General features: G+C 68.3%; 25 protein-coding genes. 11 read left to right on the plus strand and 14 right to left on the minus strand.

The features are described 5' to 3' along the window. Window positions 1-13: 13 nt before the first annotated feature. From AC1MLT_RS06545 to flgB, 9 genes are all read right to left on the minus strand, one after another. Window positions 14-913 (minus strand): glucosaminidase domain-containing protein, encoded by a 900-nt coding sequence (locus AC1MLT_RS06545; protein WP_481034510.1) that lies wholly within the window; start codon window positions 911-913, stop codon window positions 14-16. 115 nt (window positions 914-1,028) lie between these two features. After that, the gene (locus AC1MLT_RS06550) at window positions 1,029-2,114 is read right to left on the minus strand and encodes a flagellar basal body P-ring protein FlgI (RefSeq protein WP_481034925.1); all 1,086 of its coding nucleotides are present in this window, start codon (window positions 2,112-2,114) and stop codon (window positions 1,029-1,031) included. Window positions 2,115-2,241: 127 nt separating this feature from the next. Next, complete coding sequence (locus AC1MLT_RS06555) at window positions 2,242-2,901, minus strand: flagellar basal body L-ring protein FlgH (RefSeq protein ID WP_481034927.1); 660 nt, start codon at window positions 2,899-2,901, stop codon at window positions 2,242-2,244. Window positions 2,902-3,029: 128 nt separating this feature from the next. Next, on the minus strand, window positions 3,030-3,812 hold the full coding sequence (gene flgG / locus AC1MLT_RS06560) for a flagellar basal-body rod protein FlgG (RefSeq protein ID WP_481034511.1): 783 nt from the start codon (window positions 3,810-3,812) through the stop codon (window positions 3,030-3,032). 37 nt (window positions 3,813-3,849) lie between these two features. Then, a complete protein-coding gene (gene flgF / locus AC1MLT_RS06565; RefSeq protein ID WP_481034513.1) occupies window positions 3,850-4,590 on the minus strand; it encodes a flagellar basal-body rod protein FlgF in 741 nt (246 codons plus the stop codon). Between the two features lie 25 nt (window positions 4,591-4,615). After that, complete coding sequence (gene flgE, locus AC1MLT_RS06570) at window positions 4,616-5,833, minus strand: flagellar hook protein FlgE (RefSeq protein WP_481034514.1); 1,218 nt, start codon at window positions 5,831-5,833, stop codon at window positions 4,616-4,618. 49 nt (window positions 5,834-5,882) lie between these two features. Beyond that, the gene (locus AC1MLT_RS06575; protein ID WP_481034515.1) at window positions 5,883-6,572 is read right to left on the minus strand and encodes a flagellar hook assembly protein FlgD; all 690 of its coding nucleotides are present in this window, start codon (window positions 6,570-6,572) and stop codon (window positions 5,883-5,885) included. Between the two features lie 44 nt (window positions 6,573-6,616). Further along, window positions 6,617-7,021, minus strand: coding sequence for a flagellar basal body rod protein FlgC (gene flgC, locus AC1MLT_RS06580; RefSeq protein ID WP_481034517.1), 405 nt, complete (start codon window positions 7,019-7,021; stop codon window positions 6,617-6,619). Window positions 7,022-7,024: 3 nt separating this feature from the next. Next, window positions 7,025-7,462, minus strand: coding sequence for a flagellar basal body rod protein FlgB (gene flgB, locus AC1MLT_RS06585; protein WP_481034929.1), 438 nt, complete (start codon window positions 7,460-7,462; stop codon window positions 7,025-7,027). Between the two features lie 248 nt (window positions 7,463-7,710). Between flgB and flgA the strand changes: the two genes are divergently transcribed. The 5 genes from flgA (at window position 7,711) to AC1MLT_RS06610 (ending at window position 10,984) form a co-directional block, all read left to right on the plus strand. Continuing rightward, complete coding sequence (flgA, locus tag AC1MLT_RS06590) at window positions 7,711-8,445, plus strand: flagellar basal body P-ring formation chaperone FlgA (RefSeq protein ID WP_481034519.1); 735 nt, start codon at window positions 7,711-7,713, stop codon at window positions 8,443-8,445. 103 nt (window positions 8,446-8,548) lie between these two features. Continuing rightward, complete coding sequence (gene flgM, locus AC1MLT_RS06595; RefSeq protein ID WP_481034521.1) at window positions 8,549-8,869, plus strand: flagellar biosynthesis anti-sigma factor FlgM; 321 nt, start codon at window positions 8,549-8,551, stop codon at window positions 8,867-8,869. 6 nt (window positions 8,870-8,875) lie between these two features. Next, window positions 8,876-9,235 carry a hypothetical protein gene (locus AC1MLT_RS06600; RefSeq protein WP_481034523.1) on the plus strand — a complete coding sequence of 120 codons (360 nt, stop codon included), beginning with the start codon at window positions 8,876-8,878 and terminating at the stop codon, window positions 9,233-9,235. A 67-nt stretch (window positions 9,236-9,302) separates the two neighbouring features. Further along, window positions 9,303-9,533, plus strand: a complete 231-nt coding sequence (locus AC1MLT_RS06605; protein ID WP_481034525.1) for a hypothetical protein — start codon at window positions 9,303-9,305, stop codon at window positions 9,531-9,533. Between the two features lie 461 nt (window positions 9,534-9,994). Then, window positions 9,995-10,984: a patatin-like phospholipase family protein gene (locus AC1MLT_RS06610; protein WP_481034527.1), complete on the plus strand. Its 990-nt coding sequence runs from the start codon at window positions 9,995-9,997 to the stop codon at window positions 10,982-10,984. Window positions 10,985-11,020: 36 nt separating this feature from the next. Here AC1MLT_RS06610 and AC1MLT_RS06615 read toward each other — a convergent pair whose 3' ends face one another. Continuing rightward, a complete protein-coding gene (locus AC1MLT_RS06615) occupies window positions 11,021-12,280 on the minus strand; it encodes a hypothetical protein (protein WP_481034529.1) in 1,260 nt (419 codons plus the stop codon). Between the two features lie 687 nt (window positions 12,281-12,967). On the opposite strand from AC1MLT_RS06615, the gene AC1MLT_RS06620 reads away from it, so the two are divergent. Genes AC1MLT_RS06620 through AC1MLT_RS06640 form a run of 5 tightly spaced genes read left to right on the plus strand, consistent with a single transcriptional unit; the run spans window position 12,968 to window position 19,219 of the window. After that, window positions 12,968-14,071, plus strand: coding sequence for a glycosyltransferase (locus AC1MLT_RS06620; protein ID WP_481034530.1), 1,104 nt, complete (start codon window positions 12,968-12,970; stop codon window positions 14,069-14,071). Between the two features lie 13 nt (window positions 14,072-14,084). Continuing rightward, entirely contained in the window at window positions 14,085-15,557 is a 1,473-nt protein-coding gene (locus AC1MLT_RS06625; protein WP_481034532.1) for a hypothetical protein, read from the plus strand. Further along, window positions 15,550-17,109, plus strand: coding sequence for an oligosaccharide flippase family protein (locus tag AC1MLT_RS06630; protein WP_481034534.1), 1,560 nt, complete (start codon window positions 15,550-15,552; stop codon window positions 17,107-17,109). The genes AC1MLT_RS06625 and AC1MLT_RS06630 overlap by 8 nt, the downstream gene beginning before the upstream one ends. Beyond that, window positions 17,090-18,328, plus strand: a complete 1,239-nt coding sequence (locus AC1MLT_RS06635; protein ID WP_481034536.1) for a glycosyltransferase family 4 protein — start codon at window positions 17,090-17,092, stop codon at window positions 18,326-18,328. Before AC1MLT_RS06630 ends, AC1MLT_RS06635 begins: the two co-directional genes overlap by 20 nt. Before the next feature lie 6 nt (window positions 18,329-18,334). Continuing rightward, window positions 18,335-19,219: a glycosyltransferase family 2 protein gene (locus AC1MLT_RS06640; RefSeq protein ID WP_481034538.1), complete on the plus strand. Its 885-nt coding sequence runs from the start codon at window positions 18,335-18,337 to the stop codon at window positions 19,217-19,219. Between the two features lie 13 nt (window positions 19,220-19,232). Here the strand turns inward: AC1MLT_RS06640 and AC1MLT_RS06645 are convergent, their stop codons facing one another. The 4 genes from AC1MLT_RS06645 to AC1MLT_RS06660 all read right to left on the minus strand — a co-directional run bounded on the left by AC1MLT_RS06645 (window position 19,233) and on the right by AC1MLT_RS06660 (window position 24,114). Beyond that, window positions 19,233-21,536 carry a polysaccharide biosynthesis tyrosine autokinase gene (locus AC1MLT_RS06645; protein ID WP_481034540.1) on the minus strand — a complete coding sequence of 768 codons (2,304 nt, stop codon included), beginning with the start codon at window positions 21,534-21,536 and terminating at the stop codon, window positions 19,233-19,235. A 102-nt stretch (window positions 21,537-21,638) separates the two neighbouring features. Beyond that, entirely contained in the window at window positions 21,639-22,769 is a 1,131-nt protein-coding gene (locus tag AC1MLT_RS06650; protein ID WP_481034542.1) for a glycosyltransferase, read from the minus strand. Continuing rightward, window positions 22,769-23,452, minus strand: a complete 684-nt coding sequence (locus tag AC1MLT_RS06655; RefSeq protein WP_481034544.1) for a sugar transferase — start codon at window positions 23,450-23,452, stop codon at window positions 22,769-22,771. The genes AC1MLT_RS06650 and AC1MLT_RS06655 overlap by 1 nt, the downstream gene beginning before the upstream one ends. A 389-nt stretch (window positions 23,453-23,841) precedes the next feature. After that, complete coding sequence (locus AC1MLT_RS06660; RefSeq protein WP_481034546.1) at window positions 23,842-24,114, minus strand: hypothetical protein; 273 nt, start codon at window positions 24,112-24,114, stop codon at window positions 23,842-23,844. 418 nt (window positions 24,115-24,532) lie between these two features. On the opposite strand from AC1MLT_RS06660, the gene AC1MLT_RS06665 reads away from it, so the two are divergent. Next, window positions 24,533-25,687 (plus strand): zinc-dependent alcohol dehydrogenase, encoded by a 1,155-nt coding sequence (locus AC1MLT_RS06665; protein WP_481034548.1) that lies wholly within the window; start codon window positions 24,533-24,535, stop codon window positions 25,685-25,687. The last annotated feature ends 10 nt before the right edge of the window (window positions 25,688-25,697 follow it).

Below are 25,697 nucleotides of genomic sequence, written 5' to 3' on the forward strand. Positions count from 1 at the left end.
GGAGCGACGGTCGTCACACCTGCTGCGCGCGCTGGATCATGAGCGTCGAGTTGATGGCGCGGCTGAGCTTGGCGGCATAGGCCGGGTCGGTGGCGTAGCCGGCCTGCTGCAGTTCGCTCGCATAGGTGTGGGCGGCGCCGTTGACGGCACCGCCGCCGGCGCCGGCGGCCACGGCCTTGGCCTGCGCATAGCGCGGGCTCTCGCCGATCAGGCGCGCGTAGTCGCGGAACGAGGCCTCGTAGGAATCGTAGGCGCGGAAGTTGGCCTGCACCTTGCGCGGCGCGCCATCGACGTACTCGGTGGTCGTGATGGTCGCGACCTTGCCGGTCCAGCCGGCTCCGGCCTTGATGCCGAACAGGTTGTGCGACGTGCTGCCGTCGGCATTGCGGATCTCGCTGCGACCCCAGCCGGTCTCGTGGCCGGCCTGGCCGATCATGAAGCTCGACGGGATGCCGGTGGCCTGCGCCACGCGCTCGGCGGCGGCGCTGTGCTGGGACACGAAGCCGCTCTGGCTGGCGCTCGGATTGACCACGGTGGAAGCCGCCGGCAGCGACACGGTCGGCAGGCTGCCGCGCGCGTCGCCGGTCATCTTCTGCGACAGCTGGCGCGTGATGGCGTCGGTCAGGCCACCGGGCATGCCGGAGAGCTGGACCGAGAACTGCTGGTCGAGCAGGTCGGTGCCCAGCTTCTCGCCCTCGCTGTCCATCAGGCCCGACTTCATGGTCGCCTCGCGCATGCTCTTGAGCAGCTCGCGCATGAACAGCGACTCGAACTGCTTGGCCGCCTCCCTGACCGCCTTCGGATCGTTGGTGCCGGCCGCGAGCTTGAGCGCATCCAGCGACCGCGCATCCGCCGCCAGCGCATTGCCGCTGCTCGCCGGCAGCGAATTGGACGACATGGACGAGATGGTCATGCCCTGACTCCTTCCGGAAACGCCGCGGAACCGGCTCCGCCGGGCCGTTGGCGTTGCCCCCTGCAAGGGGGCTGGCGCTGCCACACGAAGTGGGCAAGCCTGGGGGTGAGCCTGTTCATATGACTTCGAGTTCGGCGTTCATGGCGCCGGAGGCCTTGATCGCCTGCAGGATCGCCAGCAGGTCCTGCGGCGTGGCGCCCAGCGCGTTGAGCGCGCGCACCACGTCCGAGAGCTGCGGCGAGTTGGGCACCTGGATCAGGATGCCGGGCTCCTGCTTGATCTGGATGCTGGCCTGCTCGGCCACCACCGTGCGGCCACCCGACAGGGGCGCCGGCTGGCTGATGACCGGCGTCGAGCTGATCGTGACCGACAGGTTGCCATGGGCGATGGCGCACGGCCCGAGCGTCACCGACTGGTTCAGCACGATGGAACCGGTGCGGGCGTTGATCACCACCTTGGCCGCCGGCGCCGCCTGGTCGAGCGTGATCTCCTCCAGTTCGGCCAGGAAGCCGACGCGGGCATTGGACTCGGTCGGCGCCCGGACCTCGATGGTGCGGCCGTCGATGGCGCGCGCGGTACCGGTGCCCATCTTGCGGTCGATCGCCAGCGCCACGCGACGGGCGGTCTGGAAGTCGGTGGTGTTGAGGCCCAGGTTGACGCTCTCGCCCTCGAGCAGCGGCGACGGCACGGCGCGCTCGACCTGCGCGCCGTTGGGCACGCGCCCGGCGCTCAGGTGGTTGATCTGCACCTTGCTGCCACCGGCCGCGGCGCCGGCGCCACCGACCACCAGGTTGCCCTGCGCCAGCGCATAGATCTCGCCATCGGCGCCGCGCAACGGCGTCACCACCAGCAGGCCGCCCTTGAGCGACTTGGCGTTGCCCATGGAGGACACGTTGACGTCCAGCGTCTGGCCCGGCTGGGCGAAGGCCGGCAGCTGCGCCGTCACGATCACCGCCGCCACGTTCTTCAGCTGCAGCTGCGAGGCCCGGTTGTCAGGCAGCACGATGCCCAGCTGCTGCAGGTAGTTGGCCACGCTCTGCGTCGTGTAGGGCATCTGCGTCGTCTGGTCGCCCGTCCCGTCAAGCCCCACCACCAGCCCGTAGCCGGTCAGCTGGTTGGTCCGCACGCCCTGCACGGCCGCCAGCTCCTTGATGCGAATGGCATGCGCCGGCGAGACCCAAAGACCAAGAAAAACGGCCAGCGCGGCAAGCGCAGCGAAGCCCGAGCGGGAAACGCCGCGGAACCGGCTTAGCCGGGCCGCCGGCGTTGCCCCCTGCAAGGGGGTTGGCGAAGCGACACGAAGTGCGCGAAGACTGGGGGTGTACATACTAGAAGGGAAGCACGTTCATGAAGAAGCGACCCAGCCAGGGCATGACCTGGGCTTCCTGCTGCGCGCCACGACCGCGCGACTCGATGCGCACGTTGGCCACCTGCAGGGAGTTGACGACGCTGTTGGCCTGGATGGCGCGCGGATCGACCGTGCCGGAGAAACGCAGCACGTCGACGTTCTGGTTGACGCCGATCTGCTTCTCGCCCGCCACCACCAGGTGGCCGTTGGGCTGCACGTCCACCACCGTCGCGGTGATCGAGCCGGTGAAGGTGTTGGCGCTCTCGGTGCCGCCCTTGCCCGCGAAGTCGTACTTCGAATCGGCACTGGCGCTGGCGCGCGTGAACGAGTTGGCCGAGAGGAACGGCACCGCCGCGATGCTGGTGTCGATGCCGTTCTTCTTGTCGATGGTCGAGGTCGACTTCTGGCTCGCGCTGACGTTCTCCACGATCAGGATCGTCACCGTGTCGCCCTGCATGCGCGCGCGCCGGTCCTCGAACAGCGGCCGGTACCGCGCCGGATTGAACAGGCTCCCCGTCGCCGGCCGCACCGCCGCCACCGGCACCTGCGGCGCCAGCGCCGCCACGTTCGTCCTCGGCATCTCCACCTCCGGCGTCTGCGCCAGCGTGGAACACCCGCTCAGCCCCACGACGCCCAGCATTGCAAAGGCGAGCGAAGCGAAGCCCACGCCAGAAACGCCGCGGAACCGGCTCCGCCGGGCCGCCGGCGTTGCCCCCTGCAAGGGGGTTGGCGCAGCGACACGCAGTGCGCGAAGACTAGGGGTGTTCATCAGAGTTGCCCGAGCTTCTGCAGCATCTGATCGCTGGTCTGGATCGCCTTCGAGTTCATCTCGTAGGCGCGCTGGGTCTGGATCATGGAGACCAGCTCCTGCACCACGTTCACGTTCGAGGTCTCCAGGAAACCCTGCATGACCGTGCCCAGGCCGTTGGTGCCGGCGGTGCCGCCGTTGGGCTGGCCGGAGGCGGCGGTCTCGACATACAGGTTGTCGCCGCGCGGCTCCAGGCCGGCCGGATTGACGAAGTTGGCCAGCGCCAGCGAGCCGATGTTCTGCGGCGTCGCGCTGTTGGGCAGCGTGGCCGAGACCGTGCCGTCGGCGGCGATGCTGACGTTGGTGGCCGAGGGCGGCACGGTGATGCCGTTGGCCACCGGCAGACCCGACGAGGTCACCAGGCGACCCTGCGAGTCGACCTGGAACGAGCCGTCGCGGGTGTAGCCGATGGTGCCGTCGGGCTGCGTCACCTGGAAGAAGCCGTTGCCCTTGATCGCCACGTCGAGCTGGTTGCTGGTCTGCTGCATGCTGCCCTGCGTGAACGAGCGGCTGGTGGCGACGGTGCGCACGCCCAGGCCCAGCTGCAGGCCGGTGGGCAACTGCGACTGCTCCGAGCTGTTGGCGCCGACCTGGCGCAGGTTCTGGTACATCAGGTCCTCGAAGACGGCATTGGACCGCTTGAAGCCGGTGGTGGAGACGTTGGCCAGGTTGTGCGAGATGACGTCCAGCTGGGTCTGCTGGGCTTCCATGCCGGTCTTGGAGATCCAGAGCGAATTGATCATGGCGGAGCGGTTCCTTGGGTGGCGGATGCGACGGGCCTCAGCCCTGGATGTTGAGCAGTTGCGAGGCCGACTTGTCGGAGCTCTCGGCGGTCTGGAGCAGGCGCATCTGCTGCTCGAACTGGCGGGCGGCGGCGATCATGCCGACCATGGTCTCGACCGGGTTCACGTTGGAACCCTCGAGCGCGCCGGTCTCCAGCCGGGCGACCGGGCTGGTCGGCAGCGGGTCCAGCGTGGCGGTGCGGAACAGGCCGTCCTCGCCGCGCGCGAGCCGGTCCTCCGGCGTCGCCGTGGCGAGCTTGATGCGGCCGATGGTGGCGGCCGGCGCGCTGCCGGTCTGCGCGCTGACCGTGCCGTCGCCGCCCACGGTGAGTTCCGAGCCCGGCGGCACGTCGATCGGCGCGCCGCCATCGGACAGCACCATCAGGCCGTTGGTGGTGGTCAGCGTGCCCTCGGGCGAGACCTGGAACGAACCCGAGCGGGTGTACGCCTCGGTGCCGTCGAGGCCCTGCACCGCGAACCAGGCATTGCCCTGGGCCGCCATGTCCAGCGTGCGGCCGGTGCGCTGGATGGCGCCGGGCTTCTCGTCGTGGCCGGAGGTGGCCTCCATCGCGAACACGCGGGTCGAGGCGCCGTCGCCGCGCAGCGGCACCGCGCGATAGGTCGAGAGCTCGGCGCGGAAACCCTGCGTCGACGCGTTCGCCAGGTTGTTGGCGAGCACGCCCTGCCGCGCGGCGGCGGCGCTGGCCCCGCTCATGGCGGTGTAGATCAGGTGGTCCATCGCTCGGGCTCCGTCTCGGGCGCGATCAGCGCAGGTTCACCAGGGTCGACATGACCTGGTCCTGGGTCTTGATGGTCTGGGCGTTGGCCTGGTAGGCGCGCTGGGTGGTCATCATGTTGACCAGCTCGGCCGTCAGGTCGACGTTCGATTCCTCCAGCGCGCCCGAGCGCAGCTGGCCCAGCGTGCCGTCGCCCGGCGCGCCGCGCACCGGCTGGCCCGAGGCGAAGGTCTGGCTCCAGTAGCCCGCGCCGGTCGGCGACAGGCCCTGGGCATTGCGGAAGTTGACCAGCGCGACCTGGCCGGCCGACTGCGTCTGGCCATTGGAGTACGTGGCGGTGATGACGCCGTTGTTCTCGATGGCGATGCCGGTGAGCTGCCCGGAGGTGTATCCATCCTGTGACAGGTCGGCCACCGCGAAGCGCGAGTTGACCTGGGTCATCTTGCCCAGGTCGAGCGAGGCGGTGAAGGTCTGCGCCGGATTGTTGGGCGAGGCCAGCGTCAGCGTCGGCACGGTCGAGGTGGCGGTGTCCAGGCTGCCATCGGTCTTGAAGTTCAGCTGGAACGGGGTCGAGGCCGCCGGATCGGCGCCGTTGACGCTGGTGTAGACATTCCAGGTGTTGTTGGCCGTCTTCTCGAAGTACAGGCCCACGGGCACTTCCAGGCCCTGCGGGTCGTAGGCGGTGAGCGAGGTGCCGTAGGTCTTCAGCGGCGTCGGCGGCGTGGCGGTCGAGGCGACCGCGGCGGTGGCGTCGAGCGTGATCTCGGCGGTCATCTTGCTGGTCTGCTTGGCCGGGATCGGGGTGCCGGTGGGCAGCCTGAGCGGCTGGGCGTCGAAGCTCTGGCGCACGCCCTTGACGTCGGTCGGGTAGCCCATCAGGTGGGCGCCGTTGTTGGTGATGAGGCTGCCTTCCTTGTCGAGCTTGAAGTTGCCCGAGCGGGTGTACGCGGTGCTGCCGTCGTTGGCCTTGACCTGGAAGAAGCCGCCGCCGTTGATGGCGACGTCGAGCTCGTTGCCGGTGATGTTGATCGAACCCTGGGCGAACTGCTGCGACACGGTGCCGACCTCGACGCCCAGGCCGACATTGGTGCCGCCCAGGCCGCCGGCGGCGCTGGCGTAGACCTCGGAGAACTCGGCGCGCGCGGACTTCATGCCCACCGTGTTGGCGTTGGCGATGTTGTGGCCGATGACGTCGAGACTGCGGCTGGCGGCGTTCAGGCCGGAGAGCGCTTGCTGGAAACTCATGGAAGGTGCTCCTGGAGGGGAAAGGTCGGGAAGGTCGTCGATGCGGCGGTCAGAGGACCGAGCGCACGCTGGAATAGGACTTCACGCCATTGCCCTGCAGGGTCAGCGTGAGACCGTCGGTGCCGCTGCCCACGGCCATGACCTTGTCCTGCATCAGCAGGGTCGAGGTCACGGCCGTGCCGCCGTTGGAGGCGACGGCCTGGAACTTCAGCGGGGTGTCGGTCGGATAGGCCGAGGCATCGACATTGAAGCTGTGCTGGCCGGCATCGAGCGCGCCCAGCTTGATGGTGTCGATCACGCGACCGGCCGGGGTCAGCACCTGCACCTGCACGTCGGCGGCCTTGCCGGCGAGGTCGAAGGCGCCGGCGCCGGTCTTGCCATCGCTGCTGAAGGCGAGCCTGTCGCCCTCGACCAGCACGTTGTGGCCGACCAGGTTGCCGGCCTGCAGCACCTGCATGGCCGACATCTGCGTCGACATGTTCTTCATCGTGTCGTTGAGCTGGGCGATGCCGCTGACCGTGTTGATCTGCGCGATCTGCGAGGTCATCTGGGCGTTGTCCATCGGGCTCATCGGATCCTGGTTGTTCATCTGCGCGACCAGCAGCTTGAGGAACTTGTCCTGCTGCTCGGAGGCGCCGGTGGCGGTGAGCGAGGACGTCGCCTCGGCGCCGGCGCTCGACGTCGGCGCGTAGGCCTTGGTGGTGCCGGTCAGGGTGTTGGTCGCGATGGTGGCGGTCATGGTGGGGAGGAGCCCGGGTGGATGCGTGGGTGGGAGGCGCCGGCTCAGGAGCCGATCTGCAGGGTCTTGAGCAGCAGGCTCTTGGCGGTGTTCATCACCTCGACGTTGTTCTGGTAGGAGCGCGACGCCGAGATCATGTTGACCATCTCCTCGACCGCGTTGACGTTGGAGTGCGTCACGTAGCCCTGGGCATCGGCCATCGGGTTGGCCGGCTCGTGGACCTTGCGCCCGGCGGTCTGGTTCTCGGTCACGGCGTCCACGCGCACGCCGGCGTTGGTCTCGCCGTCCATGGCGAGGGTCTGGAAGACCACCTGACGCGCCTTGTAGGGCTGGCCGTCCGGGCCGGCGACGGCATCGGCGTTGGCCAGGTTGCTGGCCACCACGTTGAGGCGTTGCGACTGGGCGCTCACGGCGCTGCCGGAGATGCCGAAGATGGAGAACATGGACATGGCTTACTGACCCTGGATCGCGGCGAGCATGGTCTTGCCCTCGCCATTGATGAAGCGCAGCGTGGCTTCGTAGCGCACGGCGTTGTCGGCGAAGGCGGCGCGTTCGCGGTCGAGGTCGACGCTGTTGCCGTCGAGCGTGGGCTGCGTCTGCACGGCATAGCCGGCCGCGATCGAGGCGCCGGCGCCCGCCGCGCCCGCGCCGCCCAGCGGGATGTGGCGGGCGTCGGTGCGGCCGCCGGCCGCGCCGCCGGCCAGGCCCGCGCCGCCACCACCGCCACCACCGGTCGCGTCGCGCAGCGCGTCGGCGAACGAGAAGTCGCGGGCGGCATAGCCGGGCGTGTCGGCATTGGCGATGTTGCCGGCGATGGTCCGCTGGCGCTCGGCGCGCAGCACCAGGGCCTTCGCGTTGAAGTCCAGCGAGTTCGTCAGTGAGTCCAGCATGGCGGCGTCGGGATGGGTGCGTGGTGGGAGGGCGTGGCCCATGGCGGGGCGTGCGGAAATTGTCCGGCCGCGGCCGGCCTCGGAAGCCTGGAGTAAGGGGGGGTTTCGCGGCCTGTTCCCGGTTTTGCGCGGCGCCATCGTGCCTACAGTTCGGTGCACGGCGATGCCGCGTCCCGCCCCGGGCGCCGCCCGCCGGACCCGTCACTCCCTCCCGCCGCGCGGGACCCTCCGACCCAAGGATCTGCCGCATGCGTTCATTCCCTCTGCTCGCCGCCGCCCTGTGCGCCATCGCCCTGGCGCTGGCGCCGGCCCGGGCGCAGCAGGCGCCATCGGAGGGCGCCGAGGTGAGCCCGGAATTCATCGCCTCGACCCAGCAGTGGCTGGACGACGCGGTGTCGAAGGCCCAGTCGGCCCAGCCGGCGCCGCTGCGGATGGAAGTCGCCATCGGCGCGCTGGACGCCCGCCTGCGCCTGGCGCCCTGCTCCCACGTCGAGCCCTACATCCCGGTGGGCTCGCGACTGTGGGGCCGCACCCGCCTGGGCCTGCGCTGCACGCAGGGCGGCGGCCGCTGGAATGTCTTCCTGCCGGTGACGGTGAAGGCCTTCGGCCCGGCCTGGGTGCTGCGCGACAACGTCATCGCCGGCAGCGTGCTGACGGCCGCCGATGCCATCCAGACCGAGGCCGACTGGGCCGCCGAGCCCTCGCCGGTGATGCTCGAGGCCACCCAGTGGGTCGGCCAGGTCGCCTCGCGCTCGCTGGTGGCGGGCCAGCCATTGCGCCAGTCGATGGTCAAGGCGGCCCAGGCCTTCGCCGCCGGCACCCCCGTGCGGGTGGTGGCGCAGGGCCCGGGCTTCGAGATCTCCTCCGACGCCGAGGCCATCACCCCCGGCGTGGTCGGCCAGCCGGTGCGGGTGCGGATGGAGAACGGGCGCATCGCCAATGGCATCGTGCTCGACATGCGAACCGTCCGTCTGCCTCTCTGATGCCGATCATCTGACGATCCGGCAGAAAAATGGCTCAAGTTCTCTTCAGCACCGCCGAAAGAACGTCCAAGGACCCTGTGACGGGGTCGTTGGAGAGCCAGCCATGAAGATCAATTCCCTCAACGATGCCGCTCAGACGGCCGCCCTGAACGGCGTCCGCGGCGAGCGCGGCGCCCCCGGCGCGACGCGTTCGTCGACCACCGGCCCGGTGTCGCCGGTCGCCGCCACGTCCGGCGTGCCGGTGACCGTCTCGGCCTCGGCGCGCTCGCTGGAGGTCGTCTCGGCCGGCAGCGGGATCGACGAGGCCAAGGTCGCGGCCGTCAAGGCGGCCATCGCCGATGGCAGCTTCAAGGTGAATTCCGGCGCCATCGCCGACAAGCTCCTGGCCAACGCCCAGGAATTCCTCAGTCACAACCGGAGCTGACCTCCCATGCCCGACACCCTCCAGTCCACCCAGCAACTGCTGTCCGCCGTCGAAAGCCAGCTCGACCTCGTCGATGCCGTGCTGCTCGACGGCGACGCCGTGCGCCTGAGCGCCGCCTGTTCGGACATCCGCATCGCCTCGATGGCGTTCGCGGGCGCGCTGGAAGCGGCCCTGTCGGCGGAGGCCTTCGACCGCGAGTTCCGCACCCGCATCGAGACCGTGGCGCGGCGCCTGTCGCTGCAGCGCACCGGCCTGGCGCGGCGCCACGTGGTGGTCGAGCGCTCGCTCGCCTCCCTCATCAAGCCGCGTGCGAGCGCCACCTACGTGATGCCGGGCTCCCCCGCGGCATCGGCGATGGCGCACTGACCTACCGCGCGTCGACCGCCTTGTGATCTACACCTCGTCCATCTCCACTCTCTCGGAGCGTCCATCCATGAATCCGCTGCTGTTTCTCTTCGGTCTGGACATCGGACTGCTGGCCCTGGCCTACTGGGCCGGCTCCCTGCTCGGGCTGCTGCTGGTGATGGGTCTGTGCTTCGCGATCGCCCTGGGCCTGATCCTGTTCTCGACGGCGGCGCCCGAGCCGGAGATCGAGATGCCGGAGGGCGGACTGCCCTCGCCGCTGGGCCCGTACTTCTCCTCCTTCGCCACGCTCGAGCGCTGAGCTTGCGGGACGCGGAAAAAAAACGGCCCGGAGGCTTTCGCTCCCGGGCCAAGTTCCGCATGAACACCCACTCATCAACTGACTGACAGCGACCGCGGATTCCCTTCTTCCGCAGCCGCATGCCATTGAATAACGGGAAGCATCGGCTTGACCACCAGGGTCCTGGCTTTTCAGTGCTTATCCCAGCCGATTCGCGACCAATGTCTTCGACATTGCATCAAAACGATGCTTCGTTGAACAAGTCTTTCGATCAGTGAGGCCTCGACGGCACGGCGCGCCTGTAGGGATTTCACGCATTCCGTTGCGGGGCGATCTTCACGCGGCCCGATCACCGATGCCACGGCGCGCGGGCGTTGCGGCCTACGTCGGGCGGGCGACGCGGCTGCCATAGTCGGGCTCGGCCCCTGCCATGGTGGCGGGGATCGGGGGCCCGCTGCGGGGCCCGGGAACGCGGAGGACGCATGACGGACCTGAATCTCGCGCTGCAGGGCGGCGGCGCCCACGGCGCCTTCACCTGGGGCGTGCTCGACCGACTGCTGGAGGAGCCCGACATCGACATCCGGCGCATCAGCGGCACCAGCGCGGGTGCGTTGAATGGCGCCGCCCTGGCGAGCGGCCTCGCCCACGGCGGCCGGGCGGGCGCGAAGGCCAGCCTGGCGCGCCTGTGGCAGCAGGTCGCCCTCGCCGGCCTGCCCTTCACCCTGCTGCTGCTGCCGTTGCGCAAACCGAGCCAGGGCATCTGGGACGACGCGGTGCCATTGACGTCGCCCTACCTGACGAACCCGCTGGGCATGGGGCCGCTGCGCTTCATCCTGAACGACCTCATCGACATCGAGGCATTGCGCCAGCCGGCCGCGCCGGCGCTGCATGTCAACGCGGTGGGCGTCAACAGTGGCCGGCATCGCGTCTTCGGTCCCGGGGAGATGTCCATCGACGCCATCCTGGCCTCGGCCTGCGCGCCGCTGGTGTTCCAGGCCGTGCAGATCGACGACGAGGCCTACTGGGACGGCAGCTACGCGGCCAATCCGACGCTGTGGCCCCTGTACGCGGACCGGACCGATGCCGACGTGTTGATGGTCGAGCTGACGCCCCTGACGCGCACCGAGACCCCCACGACCGCCAAGAACATCCTCAATCGCATCAACGAGATCGCCTCGACCCAGGGCCTGGTCTCGGAGCTGAAGGATCTCGCCGCCTTCAACGCGCGCGCGGGCCGGGACATCCGCATGCATGTGCTGAGCCTGCCGGAGGCGTCGTCCGGCCTCGAGGTGGAGCCGTCGATCAAGCGCAGCGTCGGCATGGCGTTGTTCGAGTCGCTGCGCCGCAAGGGCCGCGAGGCCTGCGAGTCGTGGCTCGGGGCGCATCGGAGCTCGCTCGGCGTGGCCGCGACGGTCGACATCGAGGCCCGCTACCTGTCGGCCCACGGGCGCGGCCCGAGCGGCGGCGCCTGAGCCGGCCGGCCCGGACCGCCGCCGCGTCCCGGCCACTCAGGACGGCGCGGCGCGCGGCGGCTTCGCCGCCGCTCCGATGCCGTCGGACCGCGCGCTCGAAGGCATCCGCACATAGACCGGCTCCAGGCCGAGGGGCACCAGGAAGCGACCGCCGGCCGGCGCGAGCCTGCGCTCCACGCCCAGGAGATCCCGGACGACCAGTTCGCGCAGCGCGCCTTGCGGAACGATCAGCGACTCCCCGGCGGCATTCGTCGCGTTCCAAGCGACGACCACGTCGGCCTGGCCGTCGCTGAAGAGGAAGGCCTGCACGACGGCGGCCTTGCCCTTGCCGCCATACAGGCGCTTCACGAAGCCGAGGGGGCCGAGTTCCGAGGTCATGGTCTTGAAGGCCTCGTAGGCCAGGCGATGGGAGGCGTCGTTGCGCGTCAGCCCCAACGGCCCGTCCGACCGGTCCTGGGACGAGAACCACAGCAAGGCCTTCACGCCGGCCTCCGCGGCCAGGATGTACGAGCGCGGCAGATAGGCCGCCACGGTGCGCTCGGGCACCCCGCCGGGAATGGCCTTGTCGCCATCCATCGACGGCCATCCCATCTCCGTGATCCAGATCTCCACCGGCCGACCCCGCTTCTTCTGGGCGGCAGCCTGGAGGCGCACGAAGGCGGAGCCCAGGGAGCGATCGGGGTCGACCGCGACGAAGGGGCGCACCCAGTCCGTGTCGTGCGCGACGGCCGCGATCTCGGGCACGCCGGGCGTGTACGGATGCACCGTGAGGCCGTCCAGCCGTGGATCCAGGCCGGCCTCGAGCAGCCAGTAGTCGATGACCCACATGTCGTCGCCGGCCAGCAGCTTGATCCTCGGGTCGTAGGCCTTCACTTCACGCACCGCCGCGTTCACCATCCTGACGTAGTGATCGAGCCAGGGCGATGGCGCCTTGCCGTTCCACTGGCCGCCCAGCGCGCCGAGCAGCGACGAGTTGTGCGGCTCGTTGCCGATCTCCAGCACATAACGCACGCCTTCCTCGTCGAGCAGATGCGCGACGTGGGCCGCGAAGCGACCGAAGGCATCCGGATCGGCATGCAGCGCGACATGGGCCGGCGTGGTCATCTTCGTCGTGCTCTTGCTCAGGGTCAGCAGCGCCACCAGCCCGATGTCGTTGGCCTTGTAGTAGGCGAGCTGTTGGCGCAGGGCGGGATGGAAGTCGTTGTAGACCCCGGGCGAGGTCTCCATCCATTGCCAATAGACATGTTCGCGCACCCACTTGACATTGAGGTCGCTCAGCATGGGAAACATGCTCATCGGCTGACCCTGAAGGAACTTGACGCACAGTCCCACCGAGTCGATGAACTTCCTGGAGGCGGGATCACGCGCGGGTGCTGGCTGCGCCCGCGCGCCGGGGACGATCCCCATCGATGCGCAGGAAGCCGCCATGGCCATCGCCAGGCGACGCGTCATTCCATGGGAGCACCAACTCCCGGCAATTGCCGGACTGCTGGACAAAGGCTCTTCGCCAGGACGGGGATCAGGGGTCAATTGGACTCCAATGGATTCATCGTGCAGCAATTATCCGGAGCATCCCCGGTAATCCGGTGAACAGTGCCCGAACGGGCGCGCAGGCATTTCGGTCGAATCCCCATCGGATTCGTCCGAATGACTTCCCGACTCGAGCCGACCCTCGATCCCGGCCCTTCCGATGAGGTCGATCACTTCCTCTCGCCCCGTTTCAACCTTCCTGGACCCGACGTCGCTCGACGTCGCATGACGTATTAATTGTTCAGATTCTCGAAAAAAGACCATGGCGTAATGTCGATTCCACTCAAAAATCATTACTTAAACATTACTTGCCCTTAGATACAAAATAGGAATTAAGAAAAATCAATAAGCAGATTTTTCTCATTGATCCGATGTCATTTAAGTCAATTCATTCCATCGAAATAAGACATTTCCTATGAATCATCGCCAGACCCGAGAGCGCGGCGTTCCCGCATGAAAGTCGCACTGGTTCATTACTGGCTGGTGGGTATGCGTGGAGGCGAGAAGGTGCTGGAAGTGTTCTCCGATCTCTATCCCGATGCGGACATCTTCACGCTGGTCTGCGAACCGAGTGCGATCTCGCAGAAGTTGCGTCGCCATCGCATCACGACGTCGTTCCTGCAGAGGATCGGTGGGGTCCGCCACTACCAACGGATGCTGCCGCTGATGCCCTATGCCCTGGAATCCTTCGACCTGAGCGACTACGACCTGGTCATCTCGAGCGAGGCCGGTCCGGCCAAGGGCATCATCCCCGGCCCCCAGGCGATGCACATCTGCTACTGCCATTCACCCATGCGCTATATCTGGGACCTGTATTCCCAGTACCGCGCGGCGGCCGGCCCCGTGACGCGCGCGCTGATGTCGCTCACCGCGCCCTCGCTGCGGCAATGGGACGTGAGCACCTCGCACCGTGTCGACCACTTCGTCGCCAACTCCCGCTATGTCGCGCAGCGCATCCAGCGCTACTACCACCGCAGCGCGCACGTGGTGCATCCGCCGGTGGACGTCGCGCGCTTCGCGCCGGTGACCGGCGCGGGGGACTATTTCCTCTGTGCCGGCCAGATCACGCCCTACAAGAAGACGGAGATCGCCGTGGAGGCCTGCAGCCGCCTGGGACTGCGCCTGGTCGTGATCGGCGCGGGCGCCGGCGCCGCGCTCAGGCGCTCGGCCGGCCCCACGGTGGAGTTCCTGGGCGCGGTCGACGATGCCGCCCTGACCCACCATCTCGCGCATTGCAAGGCCCTGCTGTTCCCGGGCGTCGAGGACTTCGGCATCGTGCCCCTGGAAGTCATGGCCAGCGGCCGGCCCGTCATCGCCTATGCCCGCGGAGGGGCGCTGGAGACCGTCGTCGACGGACGCACCGGCCTGTTCTTCCACGAGCAGACCACGGCGTCGCTGATGGCGGCGATCCAGCGCTTCGAGGACTCGAGCCCGCCGTTCGACCCCGGGGTGCTGCAGGCACACGCGCGGTCGTTCGGCCTCGACGTCTGCCGTTCACGGTTGGCCGCCCTCATCGATTCACTGCTGGGCGACGAGCACGGACGTCGAATCACCTGACCGGACCCCTTCCATGGAAGCCATCCCGATCGTCGTGTTCTGGTGCCTGATCGCGTGGGCCGTGTTCCAGCCGCCCCACGTGATGCTCTACCTGTTCTTCGCCAGCGTGTCGTTCGGATCGCTCGCGGTCGTGCCGATCGCCTGGACCGGTGGCTTCACCCTGGTGCCCACGACGATCGTCGGCATGCTGCTGATCGCGCGCCAGCTCGGCAACGTCCGTGGCCTGATGCGCACGCTGGATCTGGCGCTGCAACCATCGGCGGCCCTGCTGCTGCTGCTGTTCTGGGTGGTGGCGGGCATCACCACGCTGTTCATGCCGCGCTTCTTCCGGGGCGAGGTGCTGGTCATGAGCATGGCGTTGTCGACCGTCATGGTGCTGGAGCCGACATCGCAGAACCTGACCCAGTTCGTCTACATGAGCATCAGCGTGCTGGGCACCTTCGCCTTCGCGGGCCTGCTGCGCGACGTGGCCATGCGGCAACGGGCGCTGAACGGGCTGTGCCTGGGCGCCGGCGTCGTGATCGTCACCGGCTTCCTGGACCATGCGTCGCAGTACCTGCCGCTGGAGCCGATCCTCCAGCCCCTTCGCACCGCCAACTACGCGCTGAACGTCTCGTCGGAGATCCTGCAGACCAGGCGGATCGTCGGCCTGATGCCCGAGGCCTCCACCTTCGGCACCCAGGTGCTGACCTTTCTCGCCATGCTGCATTTCTTCCGGCGGGCCATGCCCCGGGGTCCCGTGCGCCACGTGGTCGTGCCCATCCTCATCGGCCTGCTGCTGGCGCTGGCGGCGCTGTCGACGTCGAGCACGGCCTACGTGGGACTGTGCGTGCTCGCCGCGACCGGCGTGGCCGAATGGTGCTGGCGGGTCGCGACCTCGCGCCGGAACGCGCAGCTCCAGCGGGGCCTGGAAAACGAATTCTGGTTGAGCATCGTGGCGCTCTGGCTGCTGCTCCTGGTGGTGATCACGGTGCCGCGCCTGTTCGCGCCGATCGAGCAGATGTTCGACATGATGGTGCTGCAGAAGACCCGTTCGCTGTCCTACGAGGAGCGCAGCATGTGGAACCACGTGTCGTGGAACGCCCTGCTTTCGACCTATGGCCTGGGCGTCGGTCTGGGCGGCACGCGCACCTCCAATTTCGCGGTCTCCTTGGTGAGCAGCGTCGGCCTGCTGGGCGCGACCTTCTATTTCCTGTTCGTCGTCCAGTGCCTGTTCATCCGACGGGCATCGCGTGCCGACAACCAGGGCCGGATGATGATGTCCGCGACGCGCTGGACCTATCTGCCGATCTTCCTGATCGGCCTGGCGATCGCCACCACGCCGGATTTCGGCTTGATGAACGGCTTCCTGTACGGCCTGTCGATGGCGTTGGCGCACCGGGGTCCACGCGCGGTCGCGCAGCCCATCGAGGTGGTGTTGTCGGCGCCGGTCGCGCTGGTCGAGCCCTCCCGCATCGTGCCGGGTCGAGGCATCCGCTTTGACTGAGTCGCAGAAAATCGCCAGCCGCGCCATCGGGGCCGGCCTGTGGACGGTGGGCATGCGGATCATCGTCAAGTCGGTCGACCTGGTCATGCTGCTGTCCCTGGCGCGGTTCCTGGACGTCGCGGACTTCGGACTGGTCGCCACGGCCATGGCCGTGGTGCTGATCGTCGAGGCCCTGTTCGAACTGCCGATGACCCTCGGCCTGCTGCGCGCGCCGGTGCTGGTGCCCGGCATGCTCCACACGGCCTTCACCGTCAGCCTGCTGCGCGGCAGCGTCGTCGCCGCGGTGCTGCTGGCCCTGGCGTGGCCGCTGGCGGTCTTCAACGACGAGCCGCGCATGACCACCCTGCTCGCGGTGCTCGCCCTCGCACCGGCGATGCGGGGACTGGTCAATCCCCGGATGGTCGAGTTCGTGCGCGCGTTCGACTTCCGCCCCGATGCCCTGCTGGAGCTGGTCGGCAAGCTGGTCGCCCTGGTCCTGTCGGTCGTGATCGCCGCCCGCACGGGCAGCTACTGGGCCATCGCGGCCGCGACGGTCGCCGCGCCGCTGACGACCACCCTGCTGTCCTATGGCGTCGCGCCATGGCGCCCGCGCCTGTCCCTCACGCACTGGTCGTATTTCTCCAACCTCGTGGGCTGGAACTTCCTCTCCCAGGTCTGCACCGCGTTCAACTGGCAGGTCGATCGGCTGATCCTGCCGCGCCTGACGACCACCACGTCGTTCGGCCACTACGCGATGGGCAAGCAGATCTCGGAGATCCCGAGCCAGGCCCTGCTCCAGCCACTGCTGCGCCCCGCCTCGGCGGCCCTGATCTCGTCGCCCGCCGACCAGCGCCAGACGAGATACCTGAAGCTGTCCCACGCCATCGTGCTGCTGATGCTGCCCGTGATGGGGTTGCCGCTGCTGTGGCCCGACGTCCTGGTCCACCTGGCGCTCGGGGCGCGCTGGGCCCCCGCGGCGCCCTGGCTGCGCTGGGTCAGCGTCCTCACGGTGCTGAGCCTGCCGGTGGTCCTGATGCCAGCTCTGGCGATGACGCTGGACCGCACGCGCCTGGCGATGTTCAGGACCCTGCTGGAACTGCTGATCCGGTTGCCTGTGGTCTGGTGGGGGGCGGTGAATTTCGGTCTCGCCGGTGCCATCGCCGGCAGCGCCACGGCGTCGAGCGCCGGCACCCTGATGTCGATGCTCGTGGTCCGTCGCCTGCTCGGCGTCGGCCTGGGCCGGCAGGTGCGGGCGTTCTGGCGGCCACTGCTGGCGATCCTGCCGGCCGTCGCGCTGCTGCATGCGACCCGGCCCCTGGTGATGGAGCGCGACGACCTCGCCGCCATGGTGCTGCTGGCGCTGTCGTTCGGCCTCGCCTATCTGCTGCTCTATGGGCTGTCGGTGTTCCTGCTGTGGCACTGCGCCGGCCGGCCGGCGGGTCTGGAGCACCACGTGCTGGCCTTCCTGCGCCGGCACCTCCTGCGGCTGGGATCCGTCGTCTCGCGGACCTTCGCCTCCTCCTCCACGCCATCGAACGAAGTCGGGAAACACCATGTCGAACACAAGCGCTGAGCCGGTCCCGCGCGCCCTTGCCGCGCCCCTGCCGGATCTCGTCATCAACGGCAAGTTCCTGCAGTCGTCGGCGCACCGGTCGGGCGTCCACCGGGTGGCCCGCGAGCTGGTGAAGGCCCTCGATCAGGTGCTGGAGGACAACGACGCCCTGGCCGCCGCGCTCGCCTGCCGGGTCGCCGTGCCGGGCCGGGAGGACATCGGGCTGCGGCTCGTGCGCATCCGCGTCGAGCACCATCCACTGGCCTTCGTGCCGCCGCTGACGCCGCGCCTGGGCAGCGTGCTGTGGGAACAGGCGATGCTGCCGCGCATCGCCGGCGACCGGGTCCTGATCAACCTGTGCAACCTCGGGCCGGTGCGCCATCGCAATGCCTTCACCATGGTCCACGACGCCCAGGTCTACACCTCTCCGGGCTCCTATTCGCGCCCGTTCCTGGCCTGGTATCGCTTCGTGCTGCCGCTGTTGGGGCGCAGGAACCGGGCCCTGCTGACCGTCTCGGCCTACTCGAAGGAGCAGCTCGATCGCTTCGGCGTCGCGCCGGCGAACCGGATCCACGTGATCCACAACGGCTGCGACCACATCCTGCGGCTGGTGCCCGACCCGGCGGCGACGCAGGCCACCGGTCTCGCGGGCGCGCCCTATGTGCTGGCGCTGGCGAACCACCAGGCCCACAAGAACATCCAGGTGCTGCTCGAGGCCTTCCACGCGCCGGCCCTGCGCTCGACCACGCTGGCGCTCTTCGGCCCGGCGCGGCGCGAGGATTTCGAGCAGCGCGGCTGGCGGGTGCCGCCCAACGTCAGGTTCCTCGGCCCCGTCAGCGACGAGCGCCTGGCCGGACTGCTCGGGCGGGCCGTCGCGTTGGCCTTTCCGTCGCTCACCGAGGGCTTCGGGCTGCCGCCGCTGGAGGCCATGGCGCTGGGCTGCCCGACGGTGGTCGCGCCCAGCGGCGCCCTGCCCGAGATCTGCGGCGACGCCCCCCTGTGGGCCCCGGCGCACGATGTCGACCAGTGGATCCGCCAGCTCGTCCGACTGCGCGACGAGCCGGGACTGCGCGCCGACGTCGGCCGCCGCGGCCTGAAGCACGCCCTGCGCTTCACCTGGCGGAAGGCCGCCCTCGGCCTGCTCGAACACGTGCTGGGACAGCCATTGATCGATTCCGGATTGCTCGGCGAGCGGAACGCGCCGCGCGCCGCGCGCGCCGACCGCAGCACGACCGCGTGAACGGCCATGAAACCCACCATCGCCATCGGCATCGCCACGGCCGGTCGCCGGGCCGTGATGACCCGCACCGTCGGCCACCTGTTCGGCCAGACCCGCATCGCGGACGAACTGCTGATCTGCCCGGCCCGTCCGGAGGATTTCGATCCGGACTGCCTGCTCGACTATCCCGGTCGCGCCGCCATCTTCCACGGCCCCGTGGGGTCGTCGGCGCAACGCAACGTGCTGATCGACGCCTGCACCTCGGACGTCATCATCTTCTTCGACGACGACTTCCTCCCCGACGCCGACTATGTCGCCGAGGTCGCGTCGTTCTTCGATTCCTACCCGCAGGTGGCGATCGCGACGGGCAAGCTGCTGGCCGACGACATCCTCGGCCCCGGCCTCGACCACGCCCAGGGATTGCGCATCCTGGCGCAGGCCGGCCCCAATCTCGCGGACTTCGTCAGGCGCCCCACCTACAACGGCTATGGCTGCAACATGGCGGTGCGGCTGCGCGCGGTGCGCACGCACGGCATCCGCTTCGACGAACGTCTGCCGCTGTATGCCTGGCTGGAGGACCTCGACTTCTCGCGCCAGGTCGCCGTGCATGGCGAGGTCGTCCAGTACGACCGCTTGCGCGGCGTCCATCTCGGCAGCAAGGGCGCCGGCCGGAGCTCGGGCCTGCGCCTGGGCTACTCGCAGATCGCCAATCCGATCTACCTGGTGCGCAAGGGCACCATGGGATGGACGGTGGCGTGCCGGCACATGACCCGCAACCTCATCGCCAATGCCGCGCGCAGCTTCGCGCCCGAGGCATGGATCGATCGGCGCGGCCGCCTGAGAGGCAACCTCGCGGCGCTCTGGGACTGGATGCGCGGGCGGGACGATCCCGGGCGCATCCTGAACATCTGAGGCGGCCGCGCCCTCACGAGGACAGCGCGCCGCCGCCGCCGTGGGGCAGCACGTACTGCTGGTTGGCCGACCGATAGCTGCGATGGCGGTAGTAGTAACGGCTGTTGTAGCGCTTGTCGAGGTTCATGCCGTTGAACAGCAGACCGTTGATGGAGACGCCGGCCTGGTTCAGCCGCCGCACGCTCTCGTTCAATTCGCCCAGCCGGCCCTGCCCCGCCCGCGTGACCAGCAGCACGACGCCGCACGCGCGCGCCACCGTGACGGCATCCGCGGCCACCAGCACCGGGGCGGTGTCGATCACGACCAGGTCGTAGCGGGACGAGAATTTCTCCAGCGCCCGCATGAACGCCTCCGACTCCAGCATGTCGGCCGGGAAGTCCGGCAGCCGCCCGGTCGTGAGGACGTCCAGGTTCGGCCGCACCGCCACATGGACGGCCTCGGTGTCCGCGAGCCGGCCCGACAGCACCTCCGAGAGTCCGGCCGACGACGTGAAGCCGAAGGCGAAGCTCCGGTCGCCGCGCCGCAGGTCGGCATTGATCATCAACACCCGTTTGCCCGACTGCGCCAGCAGCAGGGCGAAGTTGCAGGCGATGAAGCTCTTGCCGACGCCCGGCGTCGCGCCGGCGATCATGATGCGGTTGTTGGATGCCTGCGCCAGGGTCGTCTTGAGCGTGACCCGCAGGGTCCTGAGCGCCTCGATCGGCTCGCTGTGCGGATAGGCGTCGGCGAGCAGCCGTTCCTCCCGGGCGCTCTTGCGGGCCTGCTGGTCCAGGACGAACTGCTGCGGACTCTGGGGCAGGACCGCATAGACATTCAGCCCCGTCGAGGCCTCGACCTCGTCCGGGTTGTGGATGCCTGCGCTGCTGCGGGTGCGGGCGATCGCCAGACCCGGTCCGGCGAACAGCCCCAGCACCAGCGCGAGGGCGAGGATGAGCGACTTCTGCGGCTTGACCGGCTGCTCGGCGACGTCGGCGTTGTCGAGCAGCCGCACGTTGCCGATGCGGCCCTCCTTGACCAGACGCATCTGCAGCGCGTTGTTCTGCATCGACTGGTAGAGGTCGGTGTTCACCTTGACGTCGCGCTCCAGACGCAGCGCGTCGCGCTGCACGTTGGGCATGCCCGAGATGCGCGCGTTCAGCGCGTCCAGCTCCTGCTGCACGGTGCGGATCTGCCGGTCCAGCGTCTGCAGGCGGGGACTCTCCGGCATGAAGTGGCCCTCCGCCTCGCGCCGGCGCAGTTGCAGTTCGAGCAGGCTGGTCTTGAGTTCGGTCGTCCGGCGCAGCCAGACCCGGGCCTCCTCGTCGAAGGACGCGGTACCGTTGACGTTCCTGAAGCGCGCCAGCGCATCCTCCGAACCCTGCAGCTGGCGCTCGAAGACCGGCAGCTGGGCAGCCAGGAAGTCGAGCGTCTTCTGGGCCTCGGCCGATTTCCGCTGGCCGCTCTGCAGCACGTACTGGCGGCCGAGCGCGTTCAGCGCGGCCGCCAACCGCACGGGATCGGCATCCTCGAGCATCACCGAGACGACGTTGGACTGCCGCCCCTGCTCGACGAGCTGCAGGCGGGTCTGCATGTCCTCGATCGCGCGCAGACGCGAGGCCACCGCGACTCTGAATTCGCCGCCCGGCAGGGCATCGAGCCGGCTCAGCTCGATGTCGATGGCGCCGGCCGCCACCGCGGCGCGCAGGGGCGCGCCGACCTGGCCCTCGAGCGGGACGTCGAGCAGCCGGTGGCGCACGACATAACGGCCACCGGCCTGCGCCGTCACGACGAAGGGCTCGTCGTTCTCCAGGTCGGCCGGCACGGAGAAGCGCTTGACCTCGATGCGCTCCCGGCCGGTGACATAGCCATCCAGGCCCAGGAAGCCGGGGGTCGACAGCCCGGTGGCCAGGGTCGACAGCCAATAGCCCACCACCGGCGGGTGGTGCGGCCGGGCCACGACCCGCAAGGCGGCATCGTCGACGGCGCCACCGACCACCAGGCGCGACCCCAGCACCTGGAGCTCGCCGGCCACCGGCGTCCTGATCTCGAACAGGCCCGAGGTCTCCCTGAAGGCGCCCTTCTCGTCGGATGCCGGCTCCTCGATCTGGATCAGCAGGTTGCCCCGATAGATGGGCCTGGCCAGGGTCACGTAGATCGCGCCGAGGGCCAGGATCGTCGCCAGGACCCCGAGGATCAGCCATCGGTGGTCGATGAAGATGTCCTTGTAGTCGGACAGCCGGGGCGCGTCCCCGTCGTCGATGAGGACCACCAGCGAATTCGATGCATCGGGTGGTCGCCGACGCGGATCGTGGGGAGAGGCGATGACGGAGGAGTTCATACGGGAGACGCAGGGGTGGAGGAACGGGCGGCGGGGAAAGCGCAATCCGGCGGCGAGCGCCGGCTTGGGCCGGGCGCATCGGGGCGCGGCCGGTGACTCACGTCATTCCCCGAAGAGGTCGGACGAATAGGAATTCATCAGCCTCGAGCGGAACTTCAGGGAACCGAAACGCGCCCGGGTGGCGTCGCGCGCCGCGTCGCCCATGCGGGCCCTCAGCCCCGCGTCGTCGATCAGCAGCGCGATGGCCCTGACCATCTCGTCCTCGGTCGCGCAGAGGAATCCGGTCGTCCCGTGCTCGATCACCTGGCGGTGCTGCGGCGTGTCCATCACCACGCTCGGCAGGCCGACCGCCATGGCCTGGATCAGGAACAGCGGATAGCCGCGGGTCCGCCAGGGCGCCACGTAGAGCCAGCCGGCGGCGAGCTCCGCCGCATGCGTCGAGTCGCGCTCGATGTCCACGATCCGGACCCCGGCGGCGTCGAAGCAGCGCACCATGTGCTTGTCCATGTGGCCGAGCCACTTGAACCCGATGCTCAACTCCTCGGCGCTCAGCAGCACGGCGATCTGCGAGAGGATCTCGATGGCCTGGATGCTGGCGTACGTGCCGCCGCTGAGCACCAGCGGATGCGCCGACTCCGCGCGCGGGACGTTCAGGAACGCGTCGTGCACGGGACTCTCGATCAGGTGGCTGCTGCCCCACGACTCGAACGCCTTGGACTGCAGCGCGAAGGTGGCGATGGCGGAACTCTGCGCCGGCCGGATCAGCGGTCGGGCCAGGGCCATGGTCAGCCAGCCGGCGAGCCGCAGCGTGCTCAGCGAGCGCGAGCCATGCGGCGAATACAGCACCTTGGCCTGCAGGCCGCAGCGACGCAACGCCAGCGACCCGATGACGCACGGGACGATGCCGTGGAAATGCAGCGTGGTGGGCCGGCTGCGCAGCAACTCCCGGCAGCACAGCAGGTAGAAGTCCTTGTACTGGACGTACTTGTTCCTGTTCTTCTCGACCAGGACGACCTCGGCGTGCCGCTGCAGGTGGTGGATGTGCTTGCGGGCCTTCTCGTCGTCCAGCAGCACGATCGACTGCGGCCGCCCCATGTACGACAGCTCGCGCAGCGCCGGTCCCAGGAAGCTGTAGACCTCGTCGGTGACCGCCGCGACCAGATGCAATATGCGCGGCACCTTGCTCTCGTCCTCGGTCGCATCGCGACACACGTCCATGAGGGCAGCGTTCACTAACGGGCACCTTCCCTGAACAGGACGACCTTGACCGTCCTCAGGAGGATCATGGCGTCGCGGGCGATGGACCGACTCTCGACATAGCGCCGATCCAGCGCGACGCGCTCCTCGTAGGACGTGTTGTTGCGGCCGCTGACCTGCCACAGTCCCGTCATGCCGGGCCTGACGCTGACGTAGTGCCACCGGCTGGCGCCGTATTTCTCCAGTTCGGCCACGGTCACGGGTCGCGGGCCGACGAGATTCATCTCGCCCTTGATGACATTGAGCAACTGCGGCAGCTCGTCCAGGCTGGTGCGGCGCAGGAAGTCGCCGATCATCGTCACGCGTGGATCGCGGGTCAGCTTGTGGTCGCGCCTCCATTCGCGGGCCGCCTCCGGATCGGTCTCCAGCAGATGCGCCAGCACCTGCGAGGCATCCCGGCGCATCGACCTGAACTTCAGGCAACGGAAGAGCCGGCCATCGCGGCCGACGCGATAGTGGGCGAAGAGCAGCGGCGCGCCATCGCTGCGCCAGATGAATCCCATGATGACCAGCAGCAAGGGCGACAGGAGGGCGAAGAGGATCAGCGCCAGCACCTGGTTCACCCGCAGATCGACCCATTCCCTGAGGTATGCCGATCCCTGGGGTCTTCCTTCGTTGACCAGGGTTCGGGCAGAAATGTAGGTCGCTACGCTCGACATGTCGATCTCCTTGCCAATCAATGCGGTGCCCTCAGCCAGCGATCAGTTTGACTTCTGTGATTCCAAAGGCGTACACGTAGTTGTCTTAAAGTGAATTCGCCCATTCGTTCTCACCTGCAGGACTCGCATCGGCATGAGCGATTCGGTCCATGCGACTTCGCGACATCGACATGAGGTCAATCATCAATGACCAATCACCAATGACGAATTGCTTATTCAGGGGTCAATTCCATTCCGGATCGACCTGGCAATTGACTCCGACGGGAGAAGATGGCCCATCCACGAGATTCGTTCTTGCGTCTTGCGATGGATCAATCGATGACGTATCGATCGCGTGATCGATGCGTGGCGTCGGTCGGACCGGCGGCGACCGCGCGGATCACGAGGACTCAGCGGGAGCTGGGACCGGGTCTGCTGTTGGCCTTGCGGAGCCGGTCGAGCTGCAGGGCCTGCTGGGCGTCCCGCAGGCTCTTGGCCGCCCGTGCCGCCGCGTAATTGACGAACAGGATGTCGACATTCCGGTTCCAGGCCGCGATGGCATGCGCCTGGCCATCCGGCTCCCGGCCGCCGCCGTCCTGGGCCGGCGTGGGACGCGCGGGGAACGGAGGAACCGCGGTGCCGGTCCGGGTCAGGATGGCGGCTTTCTTCTGATGGGTCAGCATGCTCTGTGATTCCATGTCTTGCGGGGCGGCGCGAAGTGATCCACCTCCGCGATGGCAATGGCAATGGCGATGGCGATCGCGCTGGCGGATGTGTCTTCTCGATGGGGGGTGGCATGGAGCCCGGGGCCGTGGTGCCTCCGGGGTCGACCCGGGAGTCACGCACATGGAACGGGCTGGCGCTCCACCGTGGCAATTCCCGGCAATCCTCATGCCCGTCGTGTGACGGAATGCAAGCCGGGCGGATCGCGCCAGGCCCGGCCTCGAAGAGACCGGTGCGGAACAACCTTCTGGCATGCAGACGTCCCGGACGTCGATGCAGCGTGCCGACTGACATGGACTGCACATGCCGGCGCACGCGAGTTGGTCGAATGCAGGAATTGACTTGGAGGTCTCAAATCGATTCACCCAAGAGGTTTCAATGCTTGCTTTGAATTATCGAGGCCCCTATCGCGTGCGTGTCTCGGAGAAGTCCGATCCTGTCATCGAGCATCCGAACGATGCCATCGTCCAGGTATTGCGTGCCTGCATCTGCGGTTCGGATCTGCATCTCTATCACGGCCTGGTGCCGGACACGCGGGTCGGGACGACCTTCGGGCACGAGTTCGTCGGCACTGTCGTCGACATCGGCAGTTCGGTGCAGAACCTCAAGCGCGGCGATCGCGTGCTGGTGCCATTCAATGTCTTCTGTGGCAGTTGTTATTTCTGCCAGCGCGAGTTGTATGGCAACTGTCACAACACCAATCCACAGGCGAGCGCGGTCGGCGGCATCTATGGCTACTCGCACACGGCGGGTGGCTTCGATGGCGGCCAGGCGCAATTCGTGCGCGTGCCATTCGCCGACGTCGGACCGACCAAGATCCCCGACGAGCTGCTGCTGGAGGACGCCCTCATGCTCACCGACGCCTTCCCGACCGGCTACCAGGCCGCCGAGATGGGCGGCATCCGCCAGGGCGACACGGTGGTGATCTTCGGCGCCGGCCCGGTCGGCATCTTCGCGGCGAAGTCGGCCTGGCTGCTCGGCGCCGGGCGGGTGATCGTGGTGGATCACCTGGAATACCGGCTTGAGTTCGTCAGGAACTTCGCGCAGTGCGAGACCGTCGACTTCAAGTCGGTCGACGACATGGCGATCCACATCAAGAAGATGACCGACTGGCTGGGCGCCGATGTCTGCATCGACTGCGTCGGCTGCGAGGCCGCCGGCAGCGCCATGCAGCGCCTGACGGGCGTGAAGATGAAGGTGCAGGCGGGCTCGGCCACGGTGCTGCACTGGGCCATCAATTCGGTGCGCAAGGGGGGCACCGTGTCGATCGTCGGGGTCTACGGGCCGACCTTCAATGCCGTGCCGATCGGCAACGCGGTGAACAAGGGCCTGACCCTGCGCATGAACCAGGCCAGCGTGAAGCGGCACCTGCCGCGCCTGATGGAGCACATCAAGGCCGGGCGCGTGGAGCCGCACAAGATCATCACGCATCGCATCCCGCTGGAGGAGGCGGCCGACGCCTACCACCTGTTCTCGAGCAAGCTCGACAACTGCATCAAGCCCGTCCTGATCCCGCCGGGCGTCACCGTCTGATCCCAAGGAG

This window comes from Variovorax sp. PEI5 (assembly GCF_056679935.1).

Coding starts and splice junctions, on each gene's coding strand:
- AC1MLT_RS06640 (WP_481034538.1), top strand. CDS start 18,335: ATGAAACCCACCATCGCCATCGGCATCGCCACGGCCGGTCGCCGGGCC.
- AC1MLT_RS06555 (WP_481034927.1), bottom strand. CDS start 2,901: ATGCTGGGCGTCGTGGGGCTGAGCGGGTGTTCCACGCTGGCGCAGACG.
- AC1MLT_RS06610 (WP_481034527.1), top strand. CDS start 9,995: ATGACGGACCTGAATCTCGCGCTGCAGGGCGGCGGCGCCCACGGCGCC.
- AC1MLT_RS06625 (WP_481034532.1), top strand. CDS start 14,085: ATGGAAGCCATCCCGATCGTCGTGTTCTGGTGCCTGATCGCGTGGGCC.
- flgM (WP_481034521.1), top strand. CDS start 8,549: ATGAAGATCAATTCCCTCAACGATGCCGCTCAGACGGCCGCCCTGAAC.
- flgE (WP_481034514.1), bottom strand. CDS start 5,833: ATGAGTTTCCAGCAAGCGCTCTCCGGCCTGAACGCCGCCAGCCGCAGT.
- flgB (WP_481034929.1), bottom strand. CDS start 7,462: ATGCTGGACTCACTGACGAACTCGCTGGACTTCAACGCGAAGGCCCTG.
- flgF (WP_481034513.1), bottom strand. CDS start 4,590: ATGGACCACCTGATCTACACCGCCATGAGCGGGGCCAGCGCCGCCGCC.
- AC1MLT_RS06605 (WP_481034525.1), top strand. CDS start 9,303: ATGAATCCGCTGCTGTTTCTCTTCGGTCTGGACATCGGACTGCTGGCC.
- AC1MLT_RS06545 (WP_481034510.1), bottom strand. CDS start 913: ATGACCATCTCGTCCATGTCGTCCAATTCGCTGCCGGCGAGCAGCGGC.
- AC1MLT_RS06575 (WP_481034515.1), bottom strand. CDS start 6,572: ATGACCGCCACCATCGCGACCAACACCCTGACCGGCACCACCAAGGCC.
- flgG (WP_481034511.1), bottom strand. CDS start 3,812: ATGATCAATTCGCTCTGGATCTCCAAGACCGGCATGGAAGCCCAGCAG.
- flgA (WP_481034519.1), top strand. CDS start 7,711: ATGCGTTCATTCCCTCTGCTCGCCGCCGCCCTGTGCGCCATCGCCCTG.
- flgC (WP_481034517.1), bottom strand. CDS start 7,021: ATGTCCATGTTCTCCATCTTCGGCATCTCCGGCAGCGCCGTGAGCGCC.
- AC1MLT_RS06635 (WP_481034536.1), top strand. CDS start 17,090: ATGTCGAACACAAGCGCTGAGCCGGTCCCGCGCGCCCTTGCCGCGCCC.
- AC1MLT_RS06665 (WP_481034548.1), top strand. CDS start 24,533: ATGCTTGCTTTGAATTATCGAGGCCCCTATCGCGTGCGTGTCTCGGAG.
- AC1MLT_RS06600 (WP_481034523.1), top strand. CDS start 8,876: ATGCCCGACACCCTCCAGTCCACCCAGCAACTGCTGTCCGCCGTCGAA.
- AC1MLT_RS06615 (WP_481034529.1), bottom strand. CDS start 12,280: ATGAGCATGTTTCCCATGCTGAGCGACCTCAATGTCAAGTGGGTGCGC.
- AC1MLT_RS06645 (WP_481034540.1), bottom strand. CDS start 21,536: ATGAACTCCTCCGTCATCGCCTCTCCCCACGATCCGCGTCGGCGACCA.
- AC1MLT_RS06660 (WP_481034546.1), bottom strand. CDS start 24,114: ATGCTGACCCATCAGAAGAAAGCCGCCATCCTGACCCGGACCGGCACC.
- AC1MLT_RS06655 (WP_481034544.1), bottom strand. CDS start 23,452: ATGTCGAGCGTAGCGACCTACATTTCTGCCCGAACCCTGGTCAACGAA.
- AC1MLT_RS06620 (WP_481034530.1), top strand. CDS start 12,968: ATGAAAGTCGCACTGGTTCATTACTGGCTGGTGGGTATGCGTGGAGGC.